Here is a 19,657-nt window from a genome sequence, read left to right as displayed (position 1 = left end):
TAGATTTCTCAGAATCTTCATCTCTTTTTAATATTTTATTTTTTTATAATATTATTCTAATTTAATATATATTCGAAATAAGAAAATTAAAAAAATGGTAGTTCTAGGATTTTCAGAATTTGACTGGGAAATCAGAAATTATAGGCATTTCTGCAGAGTTGCTTGAAAAAATCCATATCTATGGGTTACAAAACAGTTTTATCGATTTATTTTAACGAAAAGAATGAAAGAAGACTAATTTTTCCCACAATATAATTTATAAATAATAGAATCTCACGAGAAAACATTCCCGAACAGTTTCGTATAACGTATCGAGAATGTTTTATTCTAGATCAAGATTTTTTAGGAGCAAACTTTAAGAAATGTTCCACTTCCTTTTTACTTCCCACAACCAAAGTCGTACGTTCATGAAGTTCTTTAGGAGTAAGATCCAAAATTCGTTCTCCATAAACAGTCACAGCCATACCACCCGCCTGTTCCGCGATAAAAGCCATAGGAGCCGCTTCATAAAGAAGTCTTAATTTACCGTTCGGATATTTCGTGGACTTAGTATCATTTGGATAGAGAAAGATTCCTCCTTTTAGAAGATTCCTATGAAAATCTGCAACTAAGGAACCGATGTATCTACCTGATTGAGGTTTTTTACCTCCTTCAATCGATTTAATGTCACGGATATAATTTTTTACTTCGTCGGACCAATAGTTATAGTTTCCTTCGTTGATGGAATAGATTCCACCCGTTTCCGGGATCTGCATATCCGGATGAGAAAGTATAAATTCACCGCAAGAAGGGTCTAACGTAAATCCGGAAACTCCTTTGCCGGTACAAAGAACGAGCATTGTAGAAGATCCGTATAAAACGTAACCAGCGGCCCTTTGTCCAGAACCTTGTTGTAAAAGATCGCTTAACGTTCCCGGAGTACCACCGGGGCTTTTTCTCAAATGAACGGAAAAAATAGTTCCGATAGAAACGTTTGCATCTATATTAGAAGAACCGTCTAACGGATCGATTGCGATTGTATACTTGCCGATTTTATACCCGTTTGGAACCGGAACAGTTTCTTCGTGTTCTTCACTTCCTAAAATACAAAGATGACCCGAACGAGTCAGTGTATGATTAAAAACCTTATCCGCGTATTCGTCCAATTTCATTTGAGTTTCCCCTTGAACGTTGACAGTTTCCGTCGAGCCTAAAATATTTTCTAAAAGTCCCGCTTTTCGAACCTCTCTGGAAACAATTTTAGCCGCATAAACCAAATGACTCATCAAAGCGGTAAAATCTCCGGTAGCCTGGGGTAATTTGAGTTGTTCCTCGATTAAATACTGGGAAAGACTCAATGTTTGTGTAGGATGAACAGACATAGATTCCTCTAAGAAAATGATTCCAACAGAGTTTTTTTGTGGGTCTGTGAATTCAAGCGAAAAGATCTCGTAAAAAAGTCCGAAAATGAAAACTCAAAAGAATCTTACGATTTTTTAGAAGATTCTTATCCGATATTTGTAAGAAAGAAAGGAGTTAGTTTCTGATGGAATCCTCAATCAAACCGATCACACATAAGTATAAAATTACGGAAGATCCGTTTGAGGAATTTTCAGATCAGATTATTAGAGATATTCGAAATTCTTTGAGTAATGAAATCGTAATCACTCATTTTTATTTTCAGGATTTATATTCTTATTTTAAACTTTTAGGAGAACAAAAGTCCGGCGAAATCATAAAAGAGCTTAAACTCATTATACAAGCTCATCTTCGTCCATACGATAAACTATACGTAGTCAATTCTAGATCGATGCTTACCTTGTCTCCGGATTGTAAAATCGAAGTTGTACAAGGAAGATTCAACGAAGTAGTATTTCAAGTAAACCATCTCATTATAGATTACGAAATTCAATTTATGGAACTGAATTCTCCGATCGATTCGATCGAACCAATTTGGAAACAATTGCTCGTTTCTTTTAAAAGTACCTGACATTTGTTAAGCGAAGTGTAACCGATCTAGAATTAAAATATTCTCATTTTTCTAAAAAACAAGTATGTGGGACTAACACAAAAATGCGAAATTTATGAATCTCAATTTTTGAATACTCTATCTAATCTGAAATCACACAGAAAATGAATCTTTTATAAAAAATTCTTCAGAGAATGAACGTTTGTACCGTAAATTTTCACGAGGCAATTCTCGGAGGAAAGAATGGATCAAACGGAAAAGTTCAAAAAAACACTGGCTCGATACATTGATTACAGAGGAATCGACATCGTACTTCATCTTAAAAACGGAACCGTAATTGAACTGGATAAAAACAGAAGATTGAACGGAGACGTAGTCATTAAAAATGGAAAATCCGGAATCGTGGCAGAGATTGAAATTTCAGAGATTCAAAAAGCGGAATTTTTTGCCGCCTAAAATGCCTTTTTGAAATTTTGTCGTAAAAAACTTGACAGAATCCTCCCTTTTTCTGGTATCGTGTATCTTGTCTATCTATTTCTCTACGCGAGAAATTAATAGTTATTTTTTCACGTATTTTGTCTCCAAGTGTTCATTTGGAGAATTGCAATTAAAACAAAGGAACCTAAAAATCGAATGGTAGGAATTATTGTAAAAGACGGAGAGTCGATCGAATCTGCTCTAAAACGTTTCAAGCGCGACTGTGCAAACGCAGGAATCATGAGCGAAATTAAACGCAGAGAATATTTTGAAAAACCAAGCATTAAAAAGAAAAAAGCGATCGAATCCGCAAAAAGAAAAGCAGAAAAGAAAAAACGCCTTTTCTCTAAAAAAGACAAAGCCTAATCTCTGACTTTGTCAAACTTGGAATCAATTGACTCGAATCTAAAAACCTATGTCCTTGCAGATAAAAATCAATGACGACCTGAAAGAAGCGATGAAAACAAAGAAAGAACCTCATCTTTCTACACTTCGTCTTCTTAAATCTGATATTCAATATGAACTGACTAAAACCGGAGCCAAAGAACTTGCAGATGATCAGGTAGTTTCCGTGATCAAAAAAGCATACGCAAAACGTTTAGATGCAATTCAAATGTACCAAAAAGCAGGAAGAACCGATCTTTTAGCTCAAGAAGAAGGTGAGGCTTCCGTTCTCAAAGAATATCTTCCTCCTGAAATTCCAGAATCGGAGATGATCAAAACAATCGATCAAATTTTTGCGGAATTACAACCGACCGCAAAGGATATGGGAAAGGTAATGGGTCGGGTGATGGCTGCGTTCAAAGGAAAAAGTATCGACGGTACTAAAGTTTCGGCAATTGTTAAATCCAGGCTTTCCTAAATACTAAGTGAGCCCCCTTTGTCCAACAAAAAGGATTTCATCGATCGAATTCACCGGGAAGTCCCCATCGAGTCCTATATATCTCGTTTTATTCCTCTTAAAAAACGTGGCAAAAATTTTATAGGTCTTTGTCCATTTCACCAAGAAAAATCTCCTTCTTTTAACGTTTCGGCAGAAAAACAATTTTATTACTGTTTTGGATGTAAGGCATCTGGAGATCTCATCCGTTTTGTAATGAGTTACGAACGAGTGGATTTTTCCAGATCTCTGGAAATTCTCTCCGAATATTCCGGAATTCCACTTGAAGAAAAGAGTTCTAAAAACTCTGAATTTTCAGACTTTCTTTATAAAATCAACTTAAAGGTTTCTGAATATTATCAACATCTGTTGCATACTCCCACGGGTAAAAATGCGCTCGATTATCTTAAATCCAGAGAAATAGAAGATTCGGAAATTCGTTTGTTCGGCTTAGGTTATGCCCCTGAAGGTTTTGATACACTCGCCAAAGAAGTGTTAAAGACTAAGGAAGAAATCTCTGGAGCAATTCAACTAGGACTTCTCAGAGAAAAAGAAACCGGTAACGGACGTCCTTACGATTTTTTCCGAGATAGAATCATGTTTCCGGTATTGGATCTTTCCGGCAGAACGGTAGCATTTTCAGGAAGAATTCTAGGTCCGGGAAAAGAAGCAAAATACATCAACAGCCAAGCCTCATTGATCTTTGATAAAAGTAGAACGTTTTATAATTTTTTTAAGGCCAGAGAAGGAGTCCGTAAGACGGGGGAGGCGATGCTCGTCGAAGGTTATTTAGACGTAATCGGGTTGGTTAGAAGAGGTTACGAAAACGTTATCGCTTCTATGGGAACCGCAATTACAGAAAATCACATTCGAACTCTTAAAAAATTTGCAGAAAGGATAATTTTCGTTTTAGACGGAGATATAGCTGGTAAGAAAGGTGCGTTAAGAGCCGCCGAAATCTGTCTAAAAGAAGGAATGGAATGTTCCATCGTTTTACTTCCGGAAAGAAAAGATCCTTTCGATCTATCTAAATCACTTAGCAGACCGGAATTACACGAAATACTTTCCGATCGAATTCAGGGTTCTGAATTTGTTGTAGAAGAATTGCTGGAAAATGCAGATTCCCGCACGCTGCCGGAAAAAAAAAGAAAGTCACTTCAAAATTTATATTCCTTCATCCAAACCCTAGGTCGGGAAACGGACAAACAATTCTTGCTCGGATTAGGTGCAAACAAACTCGGAATCAGCATGGATGCGGTTCTTAGAGATTTTAAAGGTGGAACCGGTGCAAAGAATGGACCTTCCAATGCCGATAATAGTTCTAACTTAAAGGAAGTTCAGGGAATCTCTGGTCCGGCCTTAGATTGTGAAAGAAAGATCGTTTCCATGCTCGTAAAACATACTGGATTGTTTTCGTATTCGGAAGAAATTTCTTCGATGGAATTCATGGACATTGCAAGTTCTTATCTTTGGGATTATTTATACACAGTCTACACGGGAGAAGGGGAGATTTCTCCGGTAGGAATTTTAACCTCCGAACTTCCGGAGGATTTAAAACAAATTCTGGCTCCTTATCTTTTAGAAGAGGATTCTGAAAAAACGGAACCAGGAGAGCTACATAAGGTTTTTAGAATTCTTTTGTTACAACAAAAGAAATTTAGAATCGAGGAAAAAATTCGGGAACTCGATCAAAAAAGAGAACGTTTTTTTACGCCCGAAATATTTACGGAACTGAGTTTTTACCGTAAAGAAAAAGAAAAGATTCTGGAACATATCCGGAGTCAATCAACCACATAAATTTAGAGGGGTTCGAATGGAAAATCTACAAAGTATGCCCGAGGTTCAGAAAATTATTTCCCTCGGAAAGGCAAACGGTGAAGTTTCTTACGATGATATTAACGAAATACTTCCCGATAAAATTCTGAACTCGGAAAAGATAGACGATTTTTTTACACTACTACACGAGATGGGAATCGAAATCGTAGAAGAATATACCAGAAACACTCTGGAACCCGCTTCCACTCTCGTTCCTAAAGACGATTCTAAACCAGCTAGAAAGAAAAAAGAATCCTCCGCTTCCACAAGTGGTTCCGAAGATCCGATCAAACTTTACTTAAGAGAAATCGGTAAGGTAAGTCTGATTTCCGGTGAAACAGAAGTTTTTCTCGCAAAAAGAATTGAGAAGGGAGAAAAGATTATCGAAGAGACGATCTTAAGTTCCTCTATTCTCAGAGCGAATTATATTAAACTTTTACCTAAAATTCGAAGCAAAAAGATCAAGGTTTACGATCTGATTCGAGTCGATAAAATGTACGCTCTCAACGCGGAAGAAGCTCACAAACTAGAGGAATTATTTTTTAAAAATATTTTAGTGATCCAAGAACAGGAGAAGGTTCTTCAAGAAGCTGTTTCTAAAATTAGAAAGTATTCTGAAACTTCTAAAAAGTACAAGGAATTTAAGGAAAAGATAGACGCTTCTACGGAAATCATCTACAACGCGATTCGAGAACTTGGAGTTTCTCAAAAGGAAATTCAAAAAATTTCCCAAAAGATCAAATCCATGGTCTTTAGAATCAAGGAAATAGATCGTCATTTTTTAAAGATCAAAGCACAATACGGTCAAGACGTCCGAGACATCAAGGCGTTTAATCGATTCATCGAAAAGAATGAAAAGTTAGACGACATCGAAGTCAAAATGGGAGTCAACATAGACGAGGTTCGAGAAGTCATCAAAGACATCCGAAATAACGAAAGAAAACTTCGTCGTATGGAACAGGAAGCTGGCTCCACGGTCCAAGAAATCAAAGACTGGGGTGAAAAAATTATCAAGGGAGAAAGAGAAATCTCCCAGGCAAAAAAGGAACTCGTCAAGGCAAATCTTAGACTCGTGGTTTCCATCGCAAAACGTTATGCGAATCGTGGTATGCACTTCTTCGATTTGATTCAAGAAGGAAACATAGGTCTGATCAAAGCGGTAGATAAGTTCGAGTATAAAAAAGGTTATAAATTTTCCACATACGCTACTTGGTGGATTCGTCAAGCGATTACACGCGCCATTTCCGATCAAGCAAGAACGATTCGAGTTCCAGTTCACATGATCGAACAAGTCAATAAGGTAATTCGTGAAACCAGATTATTTATCCAAGAATTTGGACGTGATCCGAATAACGAAGAGATTGCGGAAAGACTTGGTTGGCCTGTTCAAAAAGTGAAAATGGTTAAGAATGTTGCAAGAGAACCGATTTCTCTGGAAATTCCTGTAGGCTCAGAAGAAGACTCAGAACTAGGAGATTTTATTCCCGATACAGAAGTGGAAACTCCCGTAAATGCGGCGGCTTCCAGCATTTTAGCGGAACAAATCCGTCAAGTGCTACATACTCTTCCAGCTCGAGAACAGAAAGTAATCCGTATGCGTTTCGGCTTGGATGACGGTTATCCTCAAACTTTAGAAGAAGTAGGTTATCAATTTAAAGTTACGAGAGAGAGAATTCGTCAGATCGAAGCGAAGGCTCTTAGAAGACTGAGACATCCTTCTCGTTCTAAAAAATTGAAAGACTATATTGACGGTTGATTTGTCGAAAAGGACTGAAAATTGTTTTCAAAATTTCTATTTCCGTCCCTTCGTTTTAAATTCAATATAAAGAAAATAGAAAACTAATTCTTTTCATAAAGTTTCAGGTCCATTTAAATTTAGAATCAGGTAACTATGTGGCAATTTCTAACTAAATTTGGTTTTATCCCTTTTATCTTTTTTGAATTTATAGGATTTTTTAGTATGGGGATGATGGGATTTGGATTGTACTATTTGGTATTTCCGATTTCACAATCTTTGTTTCCACACCCCGATTCTTTACACGGAGATAACGTCTGGCTTGTAGCCATGTACGCAAGCGTATTATGGCCTTTAGGTTTTATTTTCGGTGCGATTCTATTTCATTCCTTTAAAAAAAGAGGATGGTCGAAGGGAATATTATATTTTTTATATATTCCTATGTTTTGGTTCTGGACGGCACTTCTGTGGTTTTTCTTAATCGAAAGCTATTTTTAACGATTTAGGAATCGATATTAAATTTCGCAAAAAAATTAAATATTTCTAATATTCTAATTTTTCCTGAAATGATCTAATCTCAACGATAAGACTTTCTTAAACTTTCAATCAAATCCAAGGCGGAAGATTCTTCCGCCTTTTTTGTCTTTTCCTTCCATTTTAACTTATTGGCAAGAATCGTAGCTATGGGAACGACCATCTTTTGCGCCAGGGCGAGATCCACAAATAGAATTCTAAATCTTCTTGCGAGAACATCTGTGACGCCTAACGCAAATTCTTCGTTAACCGCAAACACAACTTCCTCTTCAAAATACGGAATTCCTTTTCCTAAAAGTTTGGGCTTTTTACCCAAAACTTCGAAAACTTCCGTTCCATAATAATTTTGAAGTCTTTTTGCAAAGACAGTATCGATCTTATACGTTTTCTCAATCTCCTGATAAAGAGACTCTGAATAATTTGCGGCTCCGGGATAAGTATAAAATTTGGTAGAACATTCTTCTCGAACTTCTAGGTTCCCGACTTGGATTAGCTTATCCACCAAATCCTCAGCCATCTTCCTATATGTGGACCATTTTCCTCCTCCCATAGTAACCAAACCTGAGTTAGAAACTAAAATCACTTCCTCTCTCGAAATATTTTTAGTATCCTGATTTCCTTCTGGTGAAATCAAAGGGCGTATCCCTACAAACACGGAAAGAATATCTTTTTCAGTGACTGGATTTTCCAAATATTCATTCCCAGTATCCAATAAAAATTGAACCTCATTTCCGATCGGAAGTGGTTCTTCGCCTGGATTTTCGATCGGAGTATCTGTGGTTCCAAGAATCACGTGATCTTCCCAAGGAATGATAAATACGACTCGTCCATCCTTTGTTTTCGGAATGATCATGGCGGATTTACAAGGAATTTTTTCTTTGGAAAATACTAAATGAATCCCTTGACTAGGAGAAAGCACGTTAAACGTTCTTGGATCGTCTAACTTACGAATGTGATCTACCCAGATTCCAGTTGTATTTGCGATTACCTTTGTATAAACTGGAAACGTTTTTGTGGTCTCTAAATCCTTGAGATTGGCTCCTACAATCTTTCCATTCTTTTTAATAAAGGAAACGAGTTCCACCCGATTGGCTACTACGGCTCCTTCTTTTTGTGCGGATCTTGCCAGAAGAACATTCAAACGAGCATCATTAAACTGAGCGTCGTAATAGGTGATTCCACCAAATAGACCGTCTCTTTTAATCGCTTCAAACTCGGAAATTGTTTCGGATTTAGAAACCGTTTTATGAAAAGGAAGTTTTCCTTTAGACGCAAGAAGATCATAAAGAGTAAGACCAATTCCGTAATATGGTCTTTCGTAAAATCGATACGCAGGTAGAACGAACTTAAGCGGTTTGACTAAGTGAGGTACATTTTCCAATAATCGTTGTCTCTCCGTCAAAGCCTCGTGAATCAATTTGAAATGGAACTGAGCTAAATAACGGACCCCGCCATGAATCAGTTTGGTGGAACGGGAAGAAGTTCCCGAAGCAAAATCTTTTTTTTCAATCAGAGCCGTTTTATAACCTCTTCTTGCAGCATCAAAAGCAGCTCCGGCACCTGTAGATCCACCTCCGATTACTAAAATATCAAAGGATTCTTTTTGTAGTTTTGAAATTTGTTCGAATCGTTTTTGTTTTTCCATTTTGAGAACTCTTCCTGCTTTACAGGTTTCTTCCCCCCTACAAATTTGCATTAAATTTCACAATCCAATTCGGATTTTCTTTCATGGACATTCAAAAACAAATCGAAATCATCCGTCGCGGCACCGTTGATCTGATTAGCGAAGAGGAATTAAAATCCAAACTTCAAAAGAAAAAAACTCTTAAAATCAAAGCGGGTTTTGATCCGACCGCTCCCGACCTTCATTTAGGTCATTTTGTTCAACTTAAAAAATTAAAACATTTCCAAGACTTGGGTCATGAGGTTTCTTTTTTACTAGGAGACTTTACCGCAATGATCGGAGATCCTACCGGAAAATCAGAAACTAGAAAAAGGCTTTCGAGAGAAGAAGTTTTAGAAAACTCAAAAACTTATCAGAACCAAGTTTTTAAAGTTTTAGACCCGGTTAAAACTAAAATCGTCTATAACTCAAGTTGGTGTTCTAAAATGAATTTCGAAGACGTTTTGGTTCTTAGTTCTAAATATAACGTAGCTAGAATGCTCGAAAGAGACGATTTTAGTAAACGTTATAAAGCGGGCCAATCTATCTCTATGATAGAATTCTTATATCCTTTAGTACAAGGTTACGATTCCGTTGCAATGGAATGTGACGTAGAGTTAGGCGGAACCGATCAGAAATTTAATCTTCTCGTGGGAAGAGACTTACAAAGAGAATATGGAAAAGAAGCGCAGTGTGTTTTAACTCTTCCGTTACTTGTAGGACTGGACGGATCCAAAAAGATGTCCAAGTCTCTCGGAAATTACGTTGGGATCACCGAAACTCCAATTGATATGTTCGGAAAACTTATGTCGATCAGTGATGATCTAATGTGGAACTATTTTGAACTTTTAACCGATCTTCCGTTGTCTGAAATCGAAAATAGAAAGAATGGAATGTCAAAAAAAGAACTTCATCCCAAAGAAGTGAAAACAGAACTTGCAAAATTGATCATGGATCAATTTTCATCTCCTTCTGAAAATGATGAGGCCATTCAGGAATGGAAAAAAATTCACAACCCTAAATCCAGAGCCGTTCCGGATGACGTAAAAGAAATCAAATTAGGGGACGAATTTTTTGCGGAAACACCAGAACCTTTGTTAGTTTGGGTATTAAGTAAACTTTCTTTTCTACCTTCCGTTTCCGAAGGAAGAAGATTGATCAAAGCGGGGGGACTTTATCTTTCTGAAGACAAGATCACTGACGAAAAACTTTCGATTCAAAAAGGAAAAGAATATTTAATAAGACAGGGAAAAAAAGGTAAATTTTTGAAAATTATTTCCTAAAAATGATTTGAAGGATTCAAAATTCCTTATTTCAATCAAATCTTTATGTTAAGCGAAGAAGAATCATCGGAACTTTCCAGGACAATTTCCGAAATTAAAAAGAACGGAATTGAGTCCGAAGTAATCGAACGTAAATTCAAAACGATTCGTGTCATTTTTTCGATCGGTTTTTTTACGTTTTTAGGTACGATTTCCGCTCTTACTCTAACCAATAAAATCTTCAAATTGGAAACTACCGTAGAAAAACAAACGATTCACATCACCGACTTGGAAGAAACGTTAACCTCTCTTCGTCTTGAAGAACAACAAAAAGAGGAAGAACTTCTAAAATTCAAATCGGATTTTTACGACACGATCCCGGATGGAGATTTATCCGATCAGGTCGCACAAAACAAAACAAACTTAGAAACACTTGCGGGTTCCGAAATTGGAAAAAACATCAATCGGGGAGATACACGTTTTAAAGAAATTGCACTTACGTTTGATCTTGGAACCGGAGAAGATTTAAAACTGATCTACGAATATCTTTCTCAATTTCCGATTAAAATCACTTTGTTCGTTTCAAACGAGAATCCGGCTCTTAAAAACGGTTCTTTTTTTAGTAATACCAACTTATATTATTTAAAAAAACTATCTGAATTAGGAAACAGAGTCGTTTTTGGAAATCATACTTGGAGTCATTATAATATTCCAAGAAGCTTATATGAAACCTCTCTTCACAAAAGAGCATTACTGAGTTACATTTCCAATGAGATCCCAGATGCGAATTTTCTACAACAAGAAATGAAAATGGTAGAAGAGAAATTCCAATCCATTACCGGCAAACCATTAACTAAATACTATAGACTTCCTTACGGAGGATTTGATCCTTTAGTAATACAAACCTTCGGAAAACTAGGTTACACACACCATATTTTTTGGAGTAACAACTCTGAGGGTTCTTTAGACATTCCAGATTTTGTATATAAGAAATTCATTTATAAAAAAGATCCTCAAACCGGAAAAACCAGAATCGTCCCCAATCCAAATTATAAAACCAAAGCAGAAACTCTCGATTTTTTATATCGCTGGGAGGAAGCAGATAAAAACGGCATGAACGGAGCCATCATTTTGATGCACTTAGGTTCTCCCAGACAATCGGAAAAACTGATTTACATTCTACCTGATTTTATCCAAGAAATGCTTTCGAAAGGGTATAGTTTTGTAACCGTTCCGGAAATCATCAACGATCGTCAAGATTGATCGTTACTTCATAATTTTTAAAGAAAGGAATTTCCTCAAATTCTTATACAATTTGATAGTTTAACGAAATCAGATAATTCACGATAAAACGAACAAATTAGCTTTTTGAAATCATTTAAAAGAAATCCCTTTCTTTCTTATCTATGATAAATCAAAATTGATCCTAAAACATTGTTTCAAAATTAAATAATTATCAAGAATGAATCTTCCAGTTACTCCCAACACTGTCCTGGTGCAAAACATTTATAATGAGTTGCATGCCCAAAACTCTGCAGATTATTACAAAGCTCTTTTCCAGAACTACTATTTCCAAAAGCAAAATTATATGAGTTCCAAATGGGCACAAAGTATTCTCTTTCTCCAGCATAGGAATATACATTTGGTACTGGTTCGTTAATACCCATAAAACCTTCATAATTACAAGCAGCTACTTTATTGGGAACTACACAAGGGCCGTCTATAATATCGTAAGCCATATCGTAGTCGTATATTTCTTTCATTCTTTTTACAAAATTTTGAGCAGATTGATTCCAAAGCGCTTTTTTATCTAAAAATGCCTTTGTCCATTCATGGCAAGAAAGGATTTCTTCATTTGGCTTTTTAAACCTAGTACTAAACGCAATCGTAAGCCCTAAACTTTCTCCTTCACTCTGTGAATTTTGTTTTAAAAGCAAAATTCCAAGTATATCGTGTAGATCCTGTTTCGGTTCATTTTTACAAAAAGGTAATAATGTAAAAATCACCAAAACGATGATTCCCATTTTCATTATTTTTTTCATCGTGTTCTCCATATTTTTAAAATTTGATTCTTATATTTTGTAATTTATAATGAATCCTCAAAATCCAATTCCTGGTTTTTTAATCTTTTGAACTGAATCTCTAATTCTAAAAATTAAATAAAAAGAATATTCTTATTATCAAATAAATAATATACTCGCTCTAATTTAACGTGAACTTGTCATAAAGAATATTTTTTATTATCTTAAAATTTGTTTTTATTTTTTTGAGGCCCGTAAAAACTCGAATATCAATACACACAACATTAAATCTCTGATACAAAGAAAAATCGATTCACACAATTATCTAAAGCAGGGTTGTTGAAAAATTCCGCCGTTCAGATTTAAAAAACCGCTTCAATTGTCTATTTCAACACAATAGAAACGGATGAAGAATTCATTTTTCAACAACTCTAATGATAATAAATAAATTATAATATTTTAAATTACATTTATTCCCAACATCGCCCTTGAGCGTAACATTTATACTCTGAGGCAATTCCACGATTGATTGTAGTATCCGTACAAGCTTCTTTTGCAGTTTGAACCGGTAATTGGTAAAAATGCATCGTAGGAACCCAAAACTCCCTTTCTCCAGCATAGGAATAAGAATGAGGAATTGGAGAGTTTACTCCTCCTTCTCCTTCGTAGATACAAGCGCTTACTTTATTTGGAACCGAACAAGGACCATCTACACGATCAATTACTAAATCTAAATTGATTCCAGCCTTGAGGTCCTTTGCAAACCTTTCAATACTTCCATCCCATTCCGCTCTTTTGTCTAAATAAGCGGTTGAATATTCCTTACATGAAAAAATTTCTCCATTAGGTCTTCTTAATCTATGACTAAACGCAATTGTAAGTCCCAAACTTTCACCCACACTTTCAGAAGTTTTCTTTAAAAGTAAAAACCCAAGAATTTCATTTACGTTTATATTATCCTCCTGCTTACAAAAAGATAAGTTAGCGAATATCAAAACGATCGCCAATACTATCCTTATCATTTTTTTCATTGAATTTAAATCTCCTTAAACTTTGTTTATATTTTGTAATTTACAATGAATCCATAAGTCCGTGGTGCTCCTGGGACTGCTTGAAAGGTACCATCTATATAGGAAGTAAAGTAATATTCATTATTAATGTTATTGCAATAAAGATAAGCGGATAAACGTTCTTCTTCGTATCCTATTTTCAGATTTGTGATCGTATAAGGACTGCTATAAATCGTATTATCTGCGGCAAAATACATCTTACCAACAACTTGAAATTCATATCTGAAAAACAAACCAGGCGAAGAACGATATTGCAGATAACTGACTACGTCGTACTGTGGAATAAAATGTACGTGTTTACCATCGAAGTTCGTATCTAAAATCCGATCATAAAATTTATTAAAAATCCCTTCCGTATATCCTGCTAAAAAACCGAGTTGTAATGACTTATGAGGTTTTAGATAGGCTTCCATTTCAGCCCCGCGAATTGTAACTTTTTCGGCGTTCAAATTGACAGCCTCAGCAATAGAAATGGCTCTGATTACATGAAAGTCAGCAGTTTCCGTATAAAAATAAGCGAGATTAATTCCTAAGGTTTCGTTGAAATATTTAGATTTGATTCCTACTTCCAGTGTATCGTTGATCTCTGGTTTAAAGGCGGCCAACGCTGGTTGATTCACAACGGTACTAAATCCTCCGTTTTTATATCCGCGACTTAAGCCGATAAAAATCATCAAAGATTCTATAGGTTTATAATCAAAAATGATTCTAGAAACGTTGTAACGATAGAAATCGTTTCGAACGTAGTGGGGAGATAAAATTCTTACGTCTCCATAAGGATTATCGAATAGAGCACCTCTAGCATCACGGCTATGACCTATACCAATTCTTTGAGTTTCAATTCTGGCGCCTAAGGTAAGAGTAAATTTTTCCCAAAACGTATAACTATTATGAGTAAAAAAGCTGAAAGATTTATCTACAATTCTTGAATGATGTATCTCTCTGGCGGGAGCGTTTAAACCCTTAAGAACGTTATACGTATACGCCTGCATCAAACGTTCTTGAACAAATTCTTTGTCGGATATTTTATGATAAAATAATGTTCCAACTTTAAATTGTAATGGTTCTTTTTTATTTTTTGATTCTATACTTGTTTCGTGGGTTCTAGTAGTGGAATGTTCTATATATTCGGACTTAATTACTGGGCTTCTTGTAAAATCTCCATCCACAATTAAAGGATCAATTTCCATTTTTCTAATACTAGAAACTGTCCTTAAAATCGCCTTAGGTAATCTATAGGTAATATTACTGGAATATGTTTTCCCGGTTGTATTTGAGACACCTTCATAATCCCAAAACACTTTTCGAACCGCTTTCGTACGATTGATATAAGTTCGAACGTTTTTATCGCAAACTTCCGGACTAACCACACATCCTTTTATTAGACTTTTTCGTCTTTCCGTTTTTGACGCAAGGTAATTGACTATGTTTAAAGAACCATCGTCGAAACTTTCGGCGTTTGCCTGTAAATCAACTTCTAAATTTTCTAATGGAGTCCAAAACAATCTGAGTCTTCCAGATTTTCCTCTTCGTCCGTCTGGATGTGTTTTACGAATTTCAATCGGTATATCAGAAACTAAATTATTAGGATAATTAAATCCGCTTACGTTATTCAAATATCCATCTCTTTGGATGGATTTTCCGGAGATACCTATATAAAGTTTATTTTTGATCAGAGGTGTATTATAAAAAAAAGAATATTCCTTTTTTTTATAATTTCCCCAATCGACCGTAAACCTACCTTGAGGCATATTATTCGGCTTTTTGGTATTAATTTCTATTACACCTCCTTGGAAATTTTTTGCAAATACAGTCGCTTGAGAGCCCCTATGAACTTCAATACTATCTAGTGCAAATAATTCCGTGTTTAGTGCAACGTTATCCATAAGAGGAACTCCGTCCACTATCAATCCCACGGAAGGATCGCTGAATAGAGTACTTCTCATTCCTCGAATATTATAATATGTGAAATTACGAGAACCCGAATCTATGATTGCAAAATTTGGAACCTGTTTATCAATATCATTGGTTCTAGATATACCCTTATCTAAGATGTCCTGTTCGTTAAATCTGGAAATACTACTCGGGGTTTTGAATATTTCAAGATCTCTTTTATCTTTTCTACCTTGAACCATAATTCCATCTTTCTTTTCAGAAGTTTTTTTATCTTCTTCTTTCAAAGTCGGACGAGTAGGTTCTTGTCCATCAAGAGTGAATGTCGATATAAATAATAAAATCCTAATAGATAATTTACAAAAATGAAAAAGAATATTAGAATTTAAGAATCTTATTTTTAAAGTTATGCGTTGAGTTGTATTTTTTAAAATTAAAAGATAAGTTCCAACTGCATTACCTAGGAAACAAGATAAAACAACTAACTTATATAGCATGACCACATTAGAAATAAGTTGTTTTATTTGTAAAGATATTAAATGATCCCAGGACTCAAAATCAATTATGTTAAAAATGGATCCAATGAAAATTTTCAGTTGAAACAAGGTTGGTTTCGTAAAATTGGAACTTGAGTGACAATTTATTTTTGTATAAATTTTATATTTAAGAAATCAAAAAGTATGCCAATAATAAAACCATTTTATAAATTGAAATTTAATTTAAGCGATCCAATTTAAATAAAAAACTAAATCTCAGATTTATAAAAAGAAAAATGCATGTTCATATATGAAAAAATAGAAAGACCTTCTCTAAAAATAATGTTTGGGAGGAAGCAACAGGATTATTGAATTTATAACAACTTAAACATCTTATAATAGAAACATTCAAGATAAGATGTATAAGAGTTTGCTTCTTTATACTAAAGCTCGAGCAGAAAAGAAGAGTAGGCATTTTGTGAAATTTTAATTTGTGTTAGTTCCTACAAATTAAGTCACATTACGGATTTTTAAACATTCATTTTCAATAATTGAGTTTATAAACTGATCCTTATAATATAAAAATACTTTGATGCGAATTTTTGTTTTAGAATCAGAATTTCCTAAGCACTTTTAACGTGGTTCGGATGTAATCTTAAACTCAAATCGAATACGATAAATTTCCAATAAAATAAAAACTCTTTTAAGGAAAGACAGTATTTAAGATTTCAAGTTCCTTCTTGAGATTTGCATCTTTTCCAACAATCATAAAAATCGCTCGAATTGGAATACTAGAAACTTCTGAAACTTCGTTAATCGTAATTTTCGTTTTGCCTCCGTCAGGTTGTAATCTATAATCCCAAGATCCTTTCATCCCAAAGCTACTTTCTTTCATTTCAACTCGAACTCGAGAGTTTTCTTCTCTTTCAGTCATTTCGAAATGAATGTATCCACCCATATCCGTTCCTTCTTTCCAAATCGGATATCCTTTCGTGTTTTTTCCTTCCAGAATCACATCTACGACTTCTTGTCTATACTTTGGAATCTCTTCCAAATTCAACAGATGTTGAAATACTTTTTCCACAGGAGCATTTACAGTTCCCGAAATGTTACCTTCAAATTTTGGATTTGCAAAAACCCCTAAACCCAAAAATCCCAAACCAAGAATACAAATTGTTCCTAATAAACTAAATAATATTTTCATCATTTTTTCCTTTATTTGTTTTTGAAACTTTTGAAGTTTTAGAATTTAAAATTTTACTCTATAAAATTTTTAATTTTTGTTCATCATGGTCGCCAAACGGCGATTCTATGCAAAAATTTGATTGGGCTTCTTTTGGATTTTATATAGATCCCTTCAAAATTTTCTCTCCTAAATTTTTCCACTCATTCCTTAATGATCTAAGATTTCTTGTCAAGTAAATCTTATAAATTTGTACTACTGATTCTTATATAAAAGTACCATTAATTTTGAGATAGACCCCAAGTTTAAAAGCAAGATTTGGGTATTCTATTTCAAACTTACTTACTTACTACTCAGACGTATCTAAAATTAACAATCCATTTTATCAAAGATGTAGAAGTTTTCGAAAAATTACATTTAATCCGAATTTATTGGCTTTTTGAAGTGAATCCACATTTTAAGTTTTGAAACAAGTTCAGAATAAGTATCATCGATTTTGTAATTAAAATGTAAACTTGGTTTTGTATAAAACACAAATACAAAATTTTAGAAGAATGACAAATAAGGAATTTTTAACCCACTAGAATTTTAAGCTTATAAAAAACTTTTAGAAATGAAATTGCTTTTCGTTCTCGAAAAATATTTGTTTCTATCGTATAAAAAGAAAATTTACCATTACAAATTAAAATAAATTCTCACTTAAATATTTTTCTGTTTTTGGTAATTACTTTTAAAACTTATTTTATAGATTATATTTATTTCTAAAATTATAAATTTCACTGTTTAGATGAGTAAAAGACAACAAATGTTTCAGATAATTTTTGACTTAAAAAAATACAGCTACGAATTTAAGTTAGAAATCTTTTCGTTATAATCTTGTAAACTCTTTCAGAACGGGGAAACGTCCGGAAAAGATAAATGTCCTTTTACTTTTTATTTAATACTGAGAATATTACATCCTTTGAATTTACTTTTCTACAATGGATACCTAAATACGATTTTTCTATTCCGAAGTTTTTGCTTTTCTTTTTTATCCGCACTTTCAAAATGAACTTCTTCATAGGAGTATTCTCATGCAGAATCCAATCCAATCCGAAAAATCTTCCATCCATCAGATTTGGAAAGAAGGTGCCGTAGTTATCAACCGAATTCGTTTCGGATTGGTCATTCTTTTTTCTCTTACATTGATCAGTGTTTCTAAAACGAATCACCCCACTCAAGTGATCGCACACGTAGCTGGTACAACTTTAATGGGACTTTATTGTCTTTTAGAATTTATTCTTCATCGAGCGGGTAAAGTAGGGGTTCGATTTCAAAAAACGTTAGTTCTTTTTGATGTTAACATTCTTTCTTTAACTCTCATGGTAGACTGTTCCATCGAACCAGAAGTATCTTCCGGTATACTCGCTAATATGCTTATATTCTTTATTTATTTTTACATCATGCTTTATTCGTCTTTTTTAGGCGAAAAAAAATTCATACTTCTAGTTGGCGTTTTTTCCGCGTTAGGCATCATTACTTCGGTTTTTGTGGCTTGGAAAGGTGGTATGATTCTCACAGAAGATCCTGAAATAGGTAAAAATCCAGGTAGTTTGATCTTTTCTGTTCAGATCATTAAAGTAACTTTCGTATTTACGGCGAGTGTGATTCTCTTTCATTTGATGAAACTTTTTGATAAACTTACTACAGAAGGTTCAAGACTTTACGAAGATTCTCAACATCTCTTAAAGAAACTCACTCAAGATCGTGAGGTATTGGAGAATTCAGCAGAAAATTTGGAATCTTCAATCCGTAAGTTCGCAGAATTTATCAATCGAACCGGAGAAAAGATGGAATCTCAAGCCGCCGCTATCGAAGAAGTCAACGCAGTGATCGAAGAACTTTCCGTTTCTTCTTCAAACACTACACATTCTATCGAAACTCAGAATTTGAGTTTGAGCGAGCTTGTTGGAAATTCAGAAAAGTTAGACGAAATCTTAAAAAGCAGCGCTTCCCTAAGCGAAGCTCTCGCTATTTTCGCCAAAGAAAATAAAATAGACATGGAGAACGTAACGATCGCTGCAGAAAAAACGAAGTCTTATCTCATGGATATTTCGAATTCGTTTAACAAAGTAGACGAAATCAATAGAATTATGAGTGAAATTGCAGATAAAACCAACTTGCTTGCTCTAAACGCTTCGATTGAAGCTGCAAGGGCAGGTATTGCCGGAAGAGGTTTTGCAGTGGTCGCAAATGAAGTAAGTAAACTTGCAGAATTTACTTCCAGTAATGCCAAATCTATTTCGGAAATTGTCAATCAGTCCAGAAAATTTATTGAAGAGGCAAGGATTGCTTCCACAGAAACTGGAAATCTGACGGAAAATCAGAAAATGAAAAATTTAGATACGGCAGATCGAATCGATAAGATGAATCAGTTTTATCTGGAACAAAAATCAATTATTCAAAAATTCGTCTCAGAAGTGAATCGAATTAAATTAACTTCTGAAAAAATCCTCAGATCTACTCAGGAACAAATGCTGGGACAAAAGGAAATGGTTCAGACAATGGGAAATTTAGGTTCTGAAATCAATCAAATCAATGAAGACTCGGGACAACTTCAAGAAGAAATTGTAAGAATTAAAACTCAAGCTTCTGAACTTAGACTTTTAAGTATTCAATCTGAAAATTGATTTCGAAATTTTAAGAAATATTTTTGATCCC

General features: G+C 34.6%; 16 protein-coding genes. 10 read left to right on the top strand and 6 right to left on the bottom strand.

All coding sequences use genetic code 11. The features are described from left to right. Positions 1 to 332: 332 nt before the first annotated feature. Positions 333 to 1,361 carry a class 1 fructose-bisphosphatase gene (fbp, locus tag LEP1GSC049_RS221435; protein WP_004752252.1) on the bottom strand — a complete coding sequence of 343 codons (1,029 nt, stop codon included), beginning with the start codon at positions 1,359 to 1,361 and terminating at the stop codon, positions 333 to 335. 164 nt (positions 1,362 to 1,525) lie between these two features. Between fbp and LEP1GSC049_RS221440 the strand changes: the two genes are divergently transcribed. The 7 genes from LEP1GSC049_RS221440 to LEP1GSC049_RS221470 all read left to right on the top strand — a co-directional run bounded on the left by LEP1GSC049_RS221440 (position 1,526) and on the right by LEP1GSC049_RS221470 (position 7,353). Further along, the gene (locus LEP1GSC049_RS221440; protein ID WP_004752487.1) at positions 1,526 to 1,969 is read left to right on the top strand and encodes a hypothetical protein; all 444 of its coding nucleotides are present in this window, start codon (positions 1,526 to 1,528) and stop codon (positions 1,967 to 1,969) included. A gap of 222 nt (positions 1,970 to 2,191) precedes the next feature. Beyond that, on the top strand, positions 2,192 to 2,404 hold the full coding sequence (locus LEP1GSC049_RS221445) for a hypothetical protein (protein WP_002176753.1): 213 nt from the start codon (positions 2,192 to 2,194) through the stop codon (positions 2,402 to 2,404). Positions 2,405 to 2,581: 177 nt separating this feature from the next. Continuing rightward, entirely contained in the window at positions 2,582 to 2,791 is a 210-nt protein-coding gene (rpsU, locus tag LEP1GSC049_RS221450) for a 30S ribosomal protein S21 (RefSeq protein WP_000232823.1), read from the top strand. A gap of 49 nt (positions 2,792 to 2,840) precedes the next feature. Then, positions 2,841 to 3,287, top strand: coding sequence for a GatB/YqeY domain-containing protein (locus LEP1GSC049_RS221455; protein ID WP_004752694.1), 447 nt, complete (start codon positions 2,841 to 2,843; stop codon positions 3,285 to 3,287). A gap of 18 nt (positions 3,288 to 3,305) precedes the next feature. Beyond that, complete coding sequence (gene dnaG, locus LEP1GSC049_RS221460) at positions 3,306 to 5,102, top strand: DNA primase (RefSeq protein ID WP_016560352.1); 1,797 nt, start codon at positions 3,306 to 3,308, stop codon at positions 5,100 to 5,102. A gap of 16 nt (positions 5,103 to 5,118) precedes the next feature. Next, positions 5,119 to 6,876 (top strand): RNA polymerase sigma factor RpoD, encoded by a 1,758-nt coding sequence (rpoD, locus tag LEP1GSC049_RS221465; protein ID WP_004752699.1) that lies wholly within the window; start codon positions 5,119 to 5,121, stop codon positions 6,874 to 6,876. Between the two features lie 135 nt (positions 6,877 to 7,011). Next, positions 7,012 to 7,353: a hypothetical protein gene (locus LEP1GSC049_RS221470; protein ID WP_004752405.1), complete on the top strand. Its 342-nt coding sequence runs from the start codon at positions 7,012 to 7,014 to the stop codon at positions 7,351 to 7,353. A 79-nt stretch (positions 7,354 to 7,432) separates the two neighbouring features. Here LEP1GSC049_RS221470 and LEP1GSC049_RS221475 read toward each other — a convergent pair whose 3' ends face one another. Beyond that, positions 7,433 to 9,085 carry a glycerol-3-phosphate dehydrogenase/oxidase gene (locus LEP1GSC049_RS221475; protein ID WP_004758902.1) on the bottom strand — a complete coding sequence of 551 codons (1,653 nt, stop codon included), beginning with the start codon at positions 9,083 to 9,085 and terminating at the stop codon, positions 7,433 to 7,435. A 32-nt stretch (positions 9,086 to 9,117) separates the two neighbouring features. On the opposite strand from LEP1GSC049_RS221475, the gene tyrS reads away from it, so the two are divergent. Both tyrS and LEP1GSC049_RS221485 read left to right on the top strand, forming a co-directional pair. Further along, positions 9,118 to 10,335: a tyrosine--tRNA ligase gene (gene tyrS / locus LEP1GSC049_RS221480; protein WP_004752224.1), complete on the top strand. Its 1,218-nt coding sequence runs from the start codon at positions 9,118 to 9,120 to the stop codon at positions 10,333 to 10,335. 45 nt (positions 10,336 to 10,380) lie between these two features. Continuing rightward, the gene (locus tag LEP1GSC049_RS221485) at positions 10,381 to 11,577 is read left to right on the top strand and encodes a polysaccharide deacetylase family protein (protein WP_004763210.1); all 1,197 of its coding nucleotides are present in this window, start codon (positions 10,381 to 10,383) and stop codon (positions 11,575 to 11,577) included. Between the two features lie 212 nt (positions 11,578 to 11,789). On the opposite strand, the gene LEP1GSC049_RS221490 is transcribed toward LEP1GSC049_RS221485, so the two are convergent. The 4 genes from LEP1GSC049_RS221490 to LEP1GSC049_RS221505 all read right to left on the bottom strand — a co-directional run bounded on the left by LEP1GSC049_RS221490 (position 11,790) and on the right by LEP1GSC049_RS221505 (position 16,978). Beyond that, positions 11,790 to 12,356 carry an LIC_11695 family lipoprotein gene (locus tag LEP1GSC049_RS221490; protein WP_004751933.1) on the bottom strand — a complete coding sequence of 189 codons (567 nt, stop codon included), beginning with the start codon at positions 12,354 to 12,356 and terminating at the stop codon, positions 11,790 to 11,792. A 449-nt stretch (positions 12,357 to 12,805) separates the two neighbouring features. After that, positions 12,806 to 13,366 carry an LIC_11695 family lipoprotein gene (locus LEP1GSC049_RS221495; protein ID WP_004751835.1) on the bottom strand — a complete coding sequence of 187 codons (561 nt, stop codon included), beginning with the start codon at positions 13,364 to 13,366 and terminating at the stop codon, positions 12,806 to 12,808. 26 nt (positions 13,367 to 13,392) lie between these two features. Then, the gene (locus LEP1GSC049_RS221500) at positions 13,393 to 15,795 is read right to left on the bottom strand and encodes a TonB-dependent receptor (RefSeq protein ID WP_016749900.1); all 2,403 of its coding nucleotides are present in this window, start codon (positions 15,793 to 15,795) and stop codon (positions 13,393 to 13,395) included. Positions 15,796 to 16,477: 682 nt separating this feature from the next. Further along, entirely contained in the window at positions 16,478 to 16,978 is a 501-nt protein-coding gene (locus LEP1GSC049_RS221505; protein WP_004751937.1) for an SRPBCC family protein, read from the bottom strand. 1,052 nt (positions 16,979 to 18,030) lie between these two features. Here LEP1GSC049_RS221505 and LEP1GSC049_RS221510 point away from each other — a divergent pair. Further along, complete coding sequence (locus tag LEP1GSC049_RS221510; RefSeq protein ID WP_004758854.1) at positions 18,031 to 19,626, top strand: methyl-accepting chemotaxis protein; 1,596 nt, start codon at positions 18,031 to 18,033, stop codon at positions 19,624 to 19,626. The last annotated feature ends 31 nt before the right edge of the window (positions 19,627 to 19,657 follow it).

It is taken from the genome of Leptospira kirschneri serovar Cynopteri str. 3522 CT, from assembly GCF_000243695.2.
Lineage (GTDB): Bacteria > Spirochaetota > Leptospiria > Leptospirales > Leptospiraceae > Leptospira > Leptospira kirschneri.
Note: the sequence above shows the minus strand (reverse complement) of the source record. Positions and strands in the feature narration are given on the sequence as shown.